Origin of the sequence: Streptomyces sp. IBSBF 3136 (genome assembly GCF_036815105.1) — a bacterium.
Lineage (GTDB): Bacteria > Actinomycetota > Actinomycetes > Streptomycetales > Streptomycetaceae > Streptomyces.
In genome coordinates this window covers 1-13,045 of the sequence record NZ_JAJSZC010000225.1, presented here as the reverse complement: position 1 = coordinate 13,045, position 13,045 = coordinate 1, and the positions used below count along the sequence as shown (strand labels likewise).

10 protein-coding genes and 3 pseudogenes are annotated in these 13,045 nt (G+C 70.9%); 8 read left to right on the top strand and 5 right to left on the bottom strand.

Annotated elements, in window-relative coordinates; genetic code table 11:
- Positions 1-623 precede the first annotated feature (623 nt).
- The 4 genes and pseudogenes from V7E45_RS33110 to V7E45_RS33095 form a co-directional block, all read left to right on the top strand.
- Positions 624-809, top strand: a pseudogene (locus tag V7E45_RS33110) (2,3-diaminopropionate biosynthesis protein SbnB); the annotation flags it as partial.
- 161 nt (positions 810-970) lie between these two features.
- Positions 971-2,710 carry a serine/threonine-protein kinase gene (locus V7E45_RS33105; RefSeq protein ID WP_333777933.1) on the top strand — a complete coding sequence of 580 codons (1,740 nt, stop codon included), beginning with the start codon at positions 971-973 and terminating at the stop codon, positions 2,708-2,710.
- A 330-nt stretch (positions 2,711-3,040) separates the two neighbouring features.
- Positions 3,041-4,186 (top strand): DUF3103 family protein, encoded by a 1,146-nt coding sequence (locus V7E45_RS33100; RefSeq protein WP_333777932.1) that lies wholly within the window; start codon positions 3,041-3,043, stop codon positions 4,184-4,186.
- A gap of 889 nt (positions 4,187-5,075) precedes the next feature.
- Complete coding sequence (locus tag V7E45_RS33095; RefSeq protein ID WP_333777931.1) at positions 5,076-5,654, top strand: fasciclin domain-containing protein; 579 nt, start codon at positions 5,076-5,078, stop codon at positions 5,652-5,654.
- Between the two features lie 206 nt (positions 5,655-5,860).
- On the opposite strand, the gene V7E45_RS33090 is transcribed toward V7E45_RS33095, so the two are convergent.
- Positions 5,861-6,091, bottom strand: a complete 231-nt coding sequence (locus V7E45_RS33090; RefSeq protein ID WP_333777930.1) for a hypothetical protein — start codon at positions 6,089-6,091, stop codon at positions 5,861-5,863.
- A gap of 333 nt (positions 6,092-6,424) precedes the next feature.
- Here V7E45_RS33090 and V7E45_RS33085 point away from each other — a divergent pair, with 333 nt between their 5' ends.
- Together V7E45_RS33085 and manD are read left to right on the top strand one after the other, a co-directional pair.
- Entirely contained in the window at positions 6,425-7,870 is a 1,446-nt protein-coding gene (locus V7E45_RS33085; protein WP_333777929.1) for a gluconokinase, GntK/IdnK-type, read from the top strand.
- Between the two features lie 232 nt (positions 7,871-8,102).
- Positions 8,103-9,345: pseudogene (gene manD, locus V7E45_RS33080) on the top strand (D-mannonate dehydratase ManD).
- A gap of 132 nt (positions 9,346-9,477) precedes the next feature.
- Here manD and V7E45_RS33075 read toward each other — a convergent pair.
- From V7E45_RS33075 to V7E45_RS33060, 4 genes are all read right to left on the bottom strand, one after another.
- Positions 9,478-9,609 carry a hypothetical protein gene (locus tag V7E45_RS33075; RefSeq protein ID WP_333777928.1) on the bottom strand — a complete coding sequence of 44 codons (132 nt, stop codon included), beginning with the start codon at positions 9,607-9,609 and terminating at the stop codon, positions 9,478-9,480.
- Positions 9,610-9,621: 12 nt separating this feature from the next.
- Positions 9,622-9,801: a hypothetical protein gene (locus tag V7E45_RS33070; RefSeq protein WP_333777927.1), complete on the bottom strand. Its 180-nt coding sequence runs from the start codon at positions 9,799-9,801 to the stop codon at positions 9,622-9,624.
- A gap of 513 nt (positions 9,802-10,314) precedes the next feature.
- Positions 10,315-11,157, bottom strand: coding sequence for a phosphotransferase (locus V7E45_RS33065; protein ID WP_333777936.1), 843 nt, complete (start codon positions 11,155-11,157; stop codon positions 10,315-10,317).
- 430 nt (positions 11,158-11,587) lie between these two features.
- On the bottom strand, positions 11,588-12,277 hold the full coding sequence (locus V7E45_RS33060) for a hypothetical protein (protein ID WP_333777926.1): 690 nt from the start codon (positions 12,275-12,277) through the stop codon (positions 11,588-11,590).
- A gap of 101 nt (positions 12,278-12,378) precedes the next feature.
- Between V7E45_RS33060 and V7E45_RS33055 the strand changes: the two are divergent.
- Positions 12,379-12,717 (top strand): annotated as a pseudogene (locus V7E45_RS33055) (hypothetical protein).
- Positions 12,718-12,896: 179 nt separating this feature from the next.
- Positions 12,897-13,045 (top strand): DUF5670 family protein (locus V7E45_RS33050; protein WP_333777935.1); only part of this gene is annotated, 149 nt, incomplete at its 3' end.

Sequence of the window (13,045 nt, the reverse complement as noted above, 5' to 3'; positions counted from 1 at the left end):
GGGGGGGAGCGGCCCGCCATGTGCGGCCTTTGCGTTCTGCCGTTGTCGGGCATGAGCACGCAGTCCCTCCGGGCGCTACCCTCCGCTGCTGTTCCATACGTTGGCGGGCGACCGGCACGCCCACCGACAACGCTTGCCTCGGCCAGATAGACCCGGCGGGGCCGGATCCCGTGAATGTCACGTGTACCAGGTGCGGTCTACAGGACGTGCCCTGTTGCCGCGCGTTGGGTCGCTCAGCTGGACCGACTCCGCAGCGGCCTGACCGCCCGCGTCGTCCACCGAGGGCGACCGCGCCGGAGGGGGCCCGGCGTCCGGAGAGGGAGACATACGGACGGCGCAGATCTACCAGCCGTGGCATCGACCTGCGCGAGATCAGGTGGCGGCAGGAGATGATCCCGGCTGAGGACTTCAACGGAATGCCGACCGGCGCGTCCGATGCCGGCTGCGGACGCGGTGCGAACGAAGCGCACAGGACGGAATCCTCTCGAAGATCACGAACGGATCGTGATCTTCGTAGCGTCACCAAGCCGCGCTACGCCCGGTGACCGGCTCCGGCTCTACCCGATCGGGCGGTAAGTCGGATGGTCAACCGCGCTGTTCGTGACCAGGTACCGCGCCCGACCGGCACGCTCGCCGACGTGATGGCGGGGTGGGTGACGCCGCCCGCGGACAGGCCGCTGGTGTTCTCGCCGTTCGGCCTGGGAGTGCTGGACCTCGCCGTCGGCAGGTTCGTCTACGACGAGACCGTCCGCGCGGGCCGACTCCACGTGGTCGAGGACTTCTTCCACGACCTGAGCCGGCACGGCTGACGATCCACCCGATCCGGCGCAACTCCTCGCGACTGCGTTCGAACACCGCCGAGTCAGGGTGATTCGGCCCGGGTCTGTTGAAAGCGGAAACCTCGCAAGCGCTTGCTGACGTCATGATGTGATCGCCGCGTGGGGAGACGCGGCAGGCCTTGGGGGGTCACATGGAATCTTTGCGCGCGCTGGGGGCGGGGGATCCGGATCGGGTCGGTCCGTACCGCGTGGTGGGCCGGCTGGGTGCCGGCGGCATGGGACGGGTCTACCTGGCTCGCTCCAAGGGCGGCCGAGCCGTCGCCGTGAAGATCGTGCGGCCCGAACTCGCCGAGGACCGCGAGTTCCGGCAGCGGTTCGCCCGGGAGGTCGCCGCGGCCCGGAGGGTCAACGGCGTCTTCACGGCGGGCGTGGTGGACGCCGACCCGGACGCGGACCCGCCGTGGCTGGCCACCGCCTATGTGCCCGGCATCTCGCTGGACACCGCCGTCGCCCGGCATGGCGCCTGGCAGGCCGGCCCGGTGACCACGCTGGCCGCCGGGCTCGCCGAGGCGCTGGAGGCGATCCATGCCGCGGGGCTCGTCCACCGCGACCTCAAGCCGTCCAACGTGCTGCTCGCTGCCGACGGTCCGCGCGTCATCGACTTCGGCATCTCGACGGCGACCGAGGCGAGCGCGATCACCCGCACCGGGGTGGTGATCGGGACGCCTGGCTTCATGTCTCCGGAACAGCTCACGGGGGAGCCGGTCGGCCCGGCGAGCGACGTGTTCGCGCTGGGCGCGGTCCTCGCGTTCACCGCGTCGGGCTCCGGCCCCTTCGGCACGGGCTCGGCCCAGGGGCTGATGTACCGCATCGTCCACGGCGACCCCGATCTCGACGCGGTGCCCGGGCCGATCCGCGGTCTGGTCGGACGCTGTCTGGCCAAGCGGCCCGGCGACCGGCCGACCGTGGACGAGCTGCTGTCGGAACTGATCGACGCGGCGGGCGCGCCACGCACGGCGCTCCTGTTCACGAACGCGACGTGGCTCCCTCCGATGGTGGCCGCGGAGGTGCGCGGCGCCCGGGACGGCGGCTCCGAGGCGACGGTGCCCGAGACGCCGCCCGGGGGCGGCCGGCCGCAGGGCGGCACGCCGCCGGCCCCGGACCCCGCCGGAAGGAATCACCAGGCGCCCACCGTGACCGGGCCGGTGTCGCCGACCCCGCCGCCCGCCTACACGCCGACCGCGGTGCTGCCGACCCCCGTTCCGCGGCCGCCCGGGAAACCCTCCCGGGCGTCCACCGGCAGACGGCGAGCGGCCGTGATCGGCTCCGTTCTCGCCGGCGTGGTCGCGATCGGGCTCGTGGCGTGGCAGGCCGACGCCGTGCTCGGCGGCGGGTCCGGCTCCGGCTCGGGGGCCTCCTCGCCGGGGTCCTCGCCCTACGACAGCCCGACGCCGCTGGGCAGTCCCTCCTCGCCCGCCGCCACGCCGGCGCCGCTGGACAGCCCGTACACTCCGGCCGGCACGCCCGATGACACCCCGACCCCGCCTGCGAGCACCATGCCCGAGGACAGCCCGTCCGCACCCGCCTCCGACGTGACCGACCTTTCCGGTCGGTGGAACGGGAGTTACGTCTGCAACCAGGGCATCACCGGGCTGGTGCTCACCATCGAGGACCACGGCGACGGCACCGTGGACGCCGTGTTCGCGTTCTACCCCGCGCCGTCCAACCCGCAGGTGCCGCGCGGCTCCTTCGCCATGGCGGGCACCCTCCAGAGCGGCGTGCTGACGCTGCGGGCCACACGGTGGATCGAGCAGCCGCCGAACTTCCTGGCCGTCAACCTCCAGGGCTCGTACGACACCCAGACACCGGATCACCTGGACGGCCGGGTCTACGGCCCCAACTGCACGACGTTCTCGGCGGACCGTTCCTGACCCGCCGGGCCGGTCCACCGGGGCGAGCCCGCGGGGGAGCCCGGTGGCCGGCAACACCCGTGGCCCACCGGTGTCTACGCGCGCAACTTCCGTTGTCCATAGGAGGATTGACGAGCGGCTCGTGCGGCTGCTTCACTGATTCGGCAGTGGCTGAGCCACTCGCCCACTGGCTGTTGTCTCCGAGTTCACCGTCGGGCGGATTTGTCATGAGCAGGGCAAAAAGTTCGGCGGCTCGCGGATCCGACCCCGATCACGTCGAGCGCCCGGACGCGGACCGAAGTAGTGCATCGGCGACATCTGACGCGGCGACACCGACCAACGGAGATCACGATGAGCAGAGCAAGCAGCAGACGCAGAGCACTGATCAGCGCGATCGTGTGCGCCGCCGTCGTAGGAACCGCCCAGCCCGCCGTCGCCTCCACGGTGGCCGACGGTGGCCGACGGCATCCGGCCGCCCCGCACTCATCGGTCCACGGCGTCGAGAAGGCGGTCGCACGCTCTCTCGCCTCGTCGCTGGCACGGTCCGACTGGCGGGCGCGGGTACGGGCGGCCACGCTCGCCACCGAGGACGCCGATCTGCAGGCGCTGACTGACAAGGCCGGAAGCCTCGCGGGCAAGGCTCTGCCCGCGTCCGTGGCCGGCGCGAACCGCCGGGTCGCCGCGCTGAAGGGGCTGCCCGCCTCGACCGGTTCACTGCTTCGCGTGCGTCTCGGCGCGGCCTCCATGCGTGCCCGTCTGACCCCGGACGTGACCCCCTGGGTCGCGGTCGCCGCCTCCGACGAGCACGCGAAGACGATCACGGCGTACGACAGCCGGGGCCGCGGCCACACCGTGGACGCGACACACGTACCCACCTTCCCCCTGTACGTCTTGGACATCGACGCGGCCAAGGCGCACAAGGCCGGACTCCGAGTGCTCCGCGACCAACTCGCCGACAACGGCGTCAGCACACCCGCGCCTCAGGGCGCGCACGCCGCGGACACAGCGGGCTGGTGGGCCACCAAGGTCACCGCGGTCGAGGTGAACGACGACCAGGAACCCTGGTTCAAGGGCGCGGCCGAGATGTTCTCGCTGGTGACCGGCTACGGACAGGACGGCAAGGCGCGCGTCGACTCGGTCGACATGCCCTACCTCGACTACGACGGGACGGTGTACTACCCCAACCAGATCCTGGTCAACTGGTCCAACTACAAGTACAACCTGGCCGACGTCGTCATGATGGAGGACGACGACGGCACCAACTACAAGTCGCTCGCCCAGGCCCTCACCGCGGCCCTGCTGACCGTCACCGACCAGGGCACCTACATCCCGCTGGTGAACGCGGTGCTGTCGGCGATGCCCGACTCCTGGTTCACCGACGACCCCGACTACGTGGAGTCCTGGTACACCCTGGCCAGGAACTCCACGGGCCGTCTCAACGGAGCCGCCGGCAACGGCTGGATGACCGTCGAACCGTACTTCGTCGAGCAGTACTGATCCTCGGGCCAGGGTTCACCCGAGGCCGGCGAGTGGGGCGGACGGCTGCCAGGCGACGGGCATGACGACGTCGACGGCGTCACGACGGGCCAGTTAGCCAACCGCTCCCGGAGGTCAGACCCGCCCAGGATCCCGGACGGGTGTCTTGCACGGGCGTGCCTGAGGGCGGGGGCGTTGGTACCGGCATGGCGCCGTATCCCGACTCTGCGGCTCCTGGCCCGAAGAGGTCAAGCGAGCCACGCTAGCGCCCCCGAACCCGCGTTTCTGGCTCATGGACCGCATCACCGCAAGCGCCCGGGGTGGGCACCGCCCGCGTCGTGGTTGAGCCCGTAGACGAATGCCTGCTCGCCGAGGGTATAGGCACATTCGCTGGGCCAGTCGTCCACGCGCCCGGTCAGAATCGGCTTCGCCGCCTGACCCAGCGCCGGCAGGATTGCGGGCAGGTGGCGTGCTCAATCGATCGTGGACTGTGAGTGAAGCGCCGCGCGCCCGGCGGCCCGTGCCACCGTGACGGCTGCGCCGGCCACGTCCTCGGAGATCCGCCGCCAAGCGGGGCCCCGTGATGCTTCGGCCATATCGGCATCGCTTCGCTCGACATGGAGGGTCGCACTGGTCTCCGACACCGCCGCGTGGGTCCGTTCTTGCGACCATCCTGCCCCGCCTTCCCGGTCGGTGCAGCCGGAGAAGGCGCGGGGCCGGGCGGGCTTTAACCGCATCCGTGCTTCGAGATGCGATCCCCCGCGGCTCCCGGATACGCTCGCCGAGGGCCGGGTGGCAATCCAAGGAGAGCGGGGCGCAGCAGCCGCTCCCCACCCCACCCAGCGGAAACGAAAACGTCTGCAGTCCGCACCTCTGCAGGGTTCGCCCCCTGGATGAGAGGAAGGTTGCGATGAGGTTGACCCGCACCCGTACAGCAAAGGCCGCCGCGGCAGTCGTGGTCGCCGTCCCGCTCGCACTGGGCGGTCTGGCGGCGCAGAGCCACGCGCAGGGGGCGTCTCCCAGTCCTTCGGGCACGTTCGGTCCAGGCTGTTCGTCGCTTTCTCAGAAGGCCAGCACTGCCAAGGACAAGGTTGTGGAGGCCGCGGCCGCGTATCCGCAGCTCAGCCAGCTGGTTGCGGCCACGGTCAGGGCGAAGCTGAGCAGCTCTCTGGACGGAAAGCCCGATGTCACCATCTTCGCCCCCAACGACCAGGCCTTCCAGAAGGTGACCGTGTCGCAGCTTTCCTCGCTGCTGAGCAACGAGGGGCAGCTGAAGAAGGTGCTGACCTACCACGTCGTGAACAAAAAGATCACCCCGGACGAACTCTTCAATGGGTCCTTCACGACGCTGGAAGGCAGCAAGTTGACCACCTCCGGCTCGGGAACGAACTTCAAGGTGAACGGCAAGGCGACCATCGTCTGCGGCAACATCCAGGCCGCGAACGCCACCATCTACGTCGTCGACGCAGTCCTCCAGCCTCCGTCCTGACTCACGGCTCCCGCTCCCGGCGGGCTGCAGGAGCTCATCGAGGCTGAGGCGACCGAGGTCATCGGTGCCGCCCCGGGCGAGCACACTCCGGGAAACGCACGACGTGGCGCGAGGGCCACCGAGGCCGCCCTGACCGAGGCGGTGGTACAAGCGACCGGATGACGCGGCAGAGAGGCCGGTTCCTCAGGGAAGAGACCGGTTCTCCCTCACACCAGAGGCGGCAGGCCCAGCAGCGCCGCTCCGCTCGCGGCCAGCGCCGCCATGACGGCGGCGGGCCAGTTGTGGGTCTGGGCGAACGTCAGCAGCCCTGCGACGAGCCCTGCCACGATCGCGGCCAACAGGATGAGCGCCCAGCGCAGTGACAACCGCTCGGGTGCGGCCGGGTCCGGCGGGGCTGCGGGCGGGGGCAGGGGTGGAGGTGAAGTCGGTTCGGGCATGGAGCTCTCCTGCGGTTGCGTGAAGAGACGAGATGGGGTCGGCGGCCTCCGACCGGCCGCCGTGCGCGCTGCTTCCGGTGCGGTGACGCGATGCCTTTTTCACCTTGGTCGATGCATCAGCTGTCTTCGGAAGCACCTGGAGCGTGTGAACAAGATAGGTCTCTGACCCGTACCAGAGAAGCTTCTTGATGTGTCATAAGGAGGGTGGAGAGGTGCAGAAGGGCGGAGATTGCGCCTCGCGCGCCTCTCAGTGCGCCTGCACAGCCCGCAGTGCTCCCTCTGGCCCGGCTCAGAGAGCAGACCAGACCGGCGCTGTGATTTAGCGTTGCTGGCATGACTGGTCCCACAGAAGACCTGCCCGAAGGTTCCGAGGACGCGTCGCGGGGGTCCACCGCCAAGGTGGTGAAACATTTGGGCTGCCAGATCGTCGAAGGTGGCAAACCCCGCGATCAGCACCTGACGGTCGACACCGTCGTCCAGGAGTTCGGCACCACCCGGCCCATGGCCCGCGAGGCCCTGCAGGCGCTGCATCAGAAGGGCCTGGTCAATCTGCAGGCGCGGATCGGCGCCACCGTGCAGCCGCTGGAACGCTGGGACCTGCTCGATCGGGACGTAATCGAGTGGCGCCTGGAGGTGGCGCCCGACAGCCAGATGCGGTCGCTCACTGAGTTGCGGGAGGTGCTCGAACCCCAGGCGGCTCGGCTGGCCGCGCTGAGCCGGTCTGCTGGTACCTGCCACGACCTCACCAGCCGCGCCCGCACCCTCCTCGCTCTCAGCGAGCACCCCGAATTCGGGCGGACGGTGGAGGGCGTACCCATCCGGCGGCGTTTCCGGGACGTGGACGCCGCGTTCCACCGGACCCTGCTGGCCGGTTCGCGCAACGAACTCTTCGTACGCCTCTCCGACCCGGTCGTCATGGCGATGAACCACAGGCTCGACAGGGACTGGGCGGGAGCGCACGAGGAAACCGTCGTCACGCCCCGGCCGGCCGTCGTCGGCACCGGTACCGTCCAGAAGTACCCCGCCCGGCCCGAGCCGATCGCGATGTGGCTGCACATGGCCCTGGCATACGCCGTCGACCAGGGACTGCCGACGGCCGCGGAGGCCTTCGCGGAGGCCCTCCTCGCCGAGATCCGCAGCGGACGGCTGCTCGATCCTGGTATCCGCGCACGGCTGCGGGCGGCACTGGAGGAGTTCAACACGAACGGCCTGCCCAGCGCCTACCGAGACGGGTTCCGGAACGCCATGGCCCCGTTCTTCCAGGCCCGGCGGGCTCCCGTCGTCGTCATGGGGGTCTGCGGTTCCGGCAAGTCCACCGTCGGCCGGTACCTGGCGGAATCGCTCCGAGCGCCTTTCGAGGAGGGGGACGACTTCCACCCCGCGGGCAACGTGCAGTCCCTCGGACGCGGCGAACGGCTCGACGACCGCAGCCGTAGCGCGTGGCTGGCCGCCATCGGGGGCCGCCTGCGGCAGGCGGACCCGGAGGAGGGACTGGTGGTCGCCTGCTCCTCCCTGAAACGCATCTACCGCGAACTGCTGCGCATGGCGCAGCCCGACACCTTCTTCGTGCATCTGGTACTCGACGAGGACACGGCGACGGCGCGCGTCACTGCCAGAGAGGAGCACTACATGCCCGCCTCCCTGGTGGCGTCACAGTTCGAGGACCTGGAACCGCTGGAGAAGGACGAGGCGGGCATGCCGATCGACGCGACCCTGCAGGTCGAACGCATCGTCGCCGAGATCCAGACCAGACTGGCCGGCCAGGCCCGCACACGCTGACCCGGGCCCCGGCCCTACCACCCCACACCCCGGCGGCCCACCGGCAGCCCACGCCAGCCCCGAGCGGGACGGGCACCCGTCCACCACTACATCCTTTCCACGACCGCGTCCTGTCCACCACCACGACCGCATCCGGCGCGCACCGCATCCGCACCGCTGTGCCGCCCCGCCGAAAACCGAAGGAACGCACCCGAAAGAGCCGCAGAGAGCCGCACACAAGGGGGGACCCCTCATGCGTATCAAGTCCGCCGAAGTCAACGTGACCAGTCCCGGACGGAACTTCGTCACCCTGCGCATCACCACCGAGGACGGTGTCACCGGTCTCGGCGACGCCACGCTCAACGGCCGCGAACTGGCCGTACGCGCCTACCTCGACGATCACGTCGTACCCCTCCTCCTGGGGGAGGACGCCGCCCGCGTCGAGGACACCTGGCAGTACCTCTACCGCGGTGCGTACTGGCGGCGCGGCCCCGTGACCATGGCGGCGATCGCGGCCGTCGACACCGAGCTGTGGGACATCAAGGCCCAGTACGCCGGAATGCCCCTGTACCAGCTCCTCGGCGGCGCGTGTCGTACCGGCGCCCTGGCCTACGGACACGCCTCCGGCCGCGACGTACCAGAACTGCTCGACTCGGTACGCGCCCACCTGGCCCTGGGTTACCGCGCCATCCGCATCCAGACCGGGGTCCCCGGCCTGGACTCGGTGTACGGCGTCGCCGCGTCGAGCGCGGGCGGCGGAGAGCGCTACGACTACGAGCCGGCGCGTCGTGTCAGCAGTGGCGGGCGGCTGCGGCCCATCGTGGAGACCTGGGACACCCCCGCCTACATGCGGCACCTGCCCGCCGTCTTCGAGGCCGTACGGTCGGAGTTCGGCCCGGAGCTGCCGCTCCTCCATGACGGCCACCACCGGATGACACCCATTCAGGCCGCCCGGCTGGGCCGTGACCTGGAGCCGTACGACCTGTTCTGGCTGGAGGACGCCACTCCGGCAGAGGACCAGGGCCCTGCGCCTGATTCGGCACCATACGACGACCCCTCTGGCCATCGGCGAGGTCTTCAACTCCGTCCACGACTACACCACGCTGCTCAGTGGGCGGCTCATCGACTACGTACGTTCCGCGGTCACCCACACCGGCGGGGTCACCGCGATGAAGAAGCTGCTCGACCTCGCGGCCGTCTACGGCATCCGCTCCGGCATGCACGGTCCCACCGACATCTCCCCGGTCGGCATGGCCGCCGCGCTCCATCTGGACCTCGCCGTGCACAATTTCGGCATCCAGGAGTACATGCGGCACTCCCCGCAGACCCTGGATGTCTTCCGCACCTCCTACAGGTTCGAGGACGGACTGCTGCATCCGTCCGACACCCCCGGCCTCGGCGTCGACCTCGACACAGAGGCGGCCGCCCACTTCCCGTACCAACCGGCGTACCTCCCGGTGAACAGGCTGCGCGACGGGACCGTCCACGACTGGTGATCCTGGCGCCGGGGCGCGACCGGCCCCGGCGCATCGCTCCGCCGTGCTGCTCCCGCAGCCCGTGAGGGTCGCCGCACCAGTCCGGCCTGCGGGCACCTCCGACACCGTCCCCGCCGTGCGCCGGTGTCGCCGTCAGGACAGCCGACGGCGTGGCAGGGACGGTTCGGGCAGTACAGACGGGGTGTCGAACTGCTCGTGGGCGGCGAGGTCGGCGCCGGGTGTGACGACGGCGCCGATCGCGTCGAGCCCCTCCGAGGAGAGCACACTGCGTCTCATTCAACTTGGCCCGCCGGGATCGGCCTGTCGGGCGGATGCCCGCGCGTCGTCCACGGCCATGGCGAACTCCTCGTCCCGGCCGCGCCGCTGGTAGATCGCCGCGCTGCTCACGCCGATGGCGGCGGCGGCCGCGATGACGGTGGTGCCCGGCTTGCTCAGCTCCTCGAGGAAACGGGCCACGCGCTGGGGAGTCAGCCGGATGGCCCTGCTGGCCCCGCACGGGGGTGAGGCGGCGCTGACCGCATCACAGGCGGCCGCGAACGTCGGATCGTCTCCCCGCCATTCCCCCGCACCGCTGATACCGAGCATCAGCTCCGCCCGGGCCGGGGAGAGGCCGAGGGCCAGGAGGCGAGGGTAGTCGGCCCGCAGGGTGTGGCCGCATTCCTAGGGAACGTCGGAATCCCGGCCGGCGAGAGCGATCGCCAGTCGGGTGTCGGTACGGGCCCTGACCCACACGGTACGCAGATCGGTGCAGGACACGGAACATCGTCTTCGCCCACCATCGCCTTCCCTCCCCGGCGACATCTCACCACCCCGAGCATCGTGTGCGGGAGGGGAATCCTGTACGGCCACGGCCCGGAGGAGGCCGGGCCTCTGGCGGACCAGGCACCGGCTCGGACCTGAACGGCCCGTGCCCTGCTGCCGTTTCATCCTGTAGGCGTCCCCTTCATCGGTCATGGCAACCGTGGGCGGTCAGCCCGGTCCGCGGTGGTTGAGTGAGGTTCGGACCAGGGCGAGTCCCTCTGCCCTCCAGTGGTCTCGGTCGGGCATCTGGTCCGTGCGGCGCCAGCGCCAGGCTGAGAACATGGCCCAGTCCACGGCGCGGCATCGGTGCAGGAGGTCCGGGTCTGCCCCCGCGTAGTGCTCCGCCACACCGTCGGGAGCGTGGGCGAGGTCGAACTCGACCGGCCCGCGGCAGCATGTGGCGAGGTCCACGAAGAGCGGCCCCCGCTCCGTGGCGAGGAGGTTGCCCTCGTGTGGCTCGCCGTGCAGCAACTGGTCGCCGGACCGGTCCGCGCCGATCGCGGCGCTCACCTCGTCCAGGGTGCGGGCGAGGAGTTCCCGGTCGGCGTCGGACAGGTCGGGCGTCCGCTCCAGGTCGGTCACCTCCCGCAGCGCGCGGGCGGCCCGGTCCGTGAAGTGGGGCGCGTCCAGCTCGATGCGGCGCAGGGCGGCGTGCTGCCGCATGAGCACGTCCGCGTACCCGGCCGACGTGATCTCCGCCGCCACCGGTGCGTAGTAGGTCCACAGCGAGACGGCGAAACCGTCCCGCACGTACAGGCGGGGCTCGACCCGGGGGTCCAGCCCGGCCACCGGGGCGCCGACGGCCGCGAGCCGGCGGGCCACCTCGACCTCGAACCCGGAGTCGGCCAGTTGCCCCGGCGGCGCGACCCGGGCCAGCACGTCGCAGGGGAGCAGGCGCAGCGCGACGCGGTCCGAGTCGTGGACGACGACCACGTCGTCCACACGCAGGCCCAGTTCCGTGACGGTCGCCCGTGCCACCTCGAACGCGCGACGCAGTTCCGCAGGCTCCACTGTCATGCTCCTCATCGTCGGCTACACACCCATCCAGGGACGGCGACGGCACCCCGCACGCCGTCGGGGACATCGTCCGCACCCGAATCCCGGAAAGCCACCACGGCGTTCGTCGTGGAAGTCACCGGGCTCCGGTGCTGTCCTTCCGGCGCCGAGCCCCACCAAGGGGTGAGGCGGGAAGGTCCCGCCGGATGCCCGCCAGCAGGCCGAGTCCTGGGGAGGCCTGCTGGTGGAGACCTCGTCGGACTCCCCTTCCTGGCGCCCCGGCGGCCTGCGCGGCCTGGTACAGCTCCCCGTGACGTTCACCGTGATGTTCACCCCCGGCGACCGGTCGGGCTGACCATCGTCAGGTGCACCCGCGGCGAACCGGTCGGGCCGGCCATGGTCAGGTGTACACGGCAGTCCGACATCGTGTGGGGAGCTACCTGGATCAGGCGGCTGTCGCCGCGGTGCGCCGGGCGGCTGCGGCGCGGGTGCGGGCGATGTCGGTGGGGTGAATGCCGTAGCCGGCCGGGTCGAGGCTGATCAGGTCGCGGTGCAGGCGCCGTATCCGCAGGGCCAAGTCAAGGTGGAGGCGGGGGCGTTTGTCGCGGACCTCGGCGACGGTGCGTGGGTTGACGTCCAGGCGCTGGGCTAGTGCGGTGGCGGGCCATCCGGCACGTGCCAGGTCGGCCAGCAGCCAGGATGCTTCCGCGGAGTCGGTCAGGCCACGGGCGCCGGGGTTGCGGCGGTGGGGGAGCGGGATGCCCAGGATGGCGTCGGCGGAAGTGCGGGCGATGTCGGGGGCCGTGGTGTCGTGCGCAAGGGTCCGCAGGACGCGGCGGACCAGGGTCACGGACAGGCCGGCCCGGTCGGCGATGTCCTGGGCGGACATGCCCCGATCGCGCAGCCGGACAGCCCACCGAGCGGCGGCATGCGGTGGGACACGGGCGGGCAGACCGCGCGCGCGGTCCTGCTCGCGTCGGCGGCGGGCACGCAGCGCTGCCTGGCGGCACTCGACGCGGGCGCAGCCGTAGTCGGCGCACGACGCCTGACCGTGACGGACCGTCGACCGCCGCGGCCGACGGGGCCGCGCGACCGGCACGGCGACGGGAGCGGACTGCTCCCCGGTGAGTGGCATGGCGATTCCTGCTGCGAGTTGGCTGTGCCGACCAACGCTACGCGCCCCCACCGACACAACACCCCCGCTGCGCACCGCGTATGGTGTCGACGGGCCAGGCAGTGGGCGAAGAACTCGTTGTCGGTGGTGGCTGCAACGCTGTTGGTACGAACGGCGATGAGCGGTTGCTGCGGGGCCGGATCTACGGCTGCGATCACGAGGACCCCAACCCCGGCCCACGCCCCTCACGGACGTACGCGGCGCTCGTCGGCGGCCCCCTGGACGGTCTGCTGCCGGACATCACCGGCTGAGCGGAGGAACTCGACGGCGGTGTCCCCCTGGCCACCGAATTGTCGCGGTGGCCAGGCGGCCGTGCCCTGTACGACCCCGGCGCCGGCGATCCGCGCGCACCGGGCCGGGGGATCGCCTGCCGCTCCTACTATTCCGGCGACACACCCTGACCTGCGGCCCGGCACCCCAGTTGACGAGGCGGACCTGCGGTGCGTGAGGGGCGGAACGGGGGTACCAGGCAGGGCGCGTGGCGCCCGCGCATATGCCCCGCACCGCGCGGAAATAACTCCCGTTCTGTGCGCTTGTCAGCCGCAGGTAAGGGCATCCGGTGGCCAGGAGGTTGATAACGATGGTTCCCCTGCTTCTGGTTCTTCTGCTGGCTCTGATCCTCTTCGGTGCGGGTTTCGCGCTGAAGGCGCTGTGGTGGATCGCGGTGATCGTGCTCGTCGTGTGGCTGCTGGGCTTCGTCGTCCGTACGGCGGACGGTGGCGGCCGCAA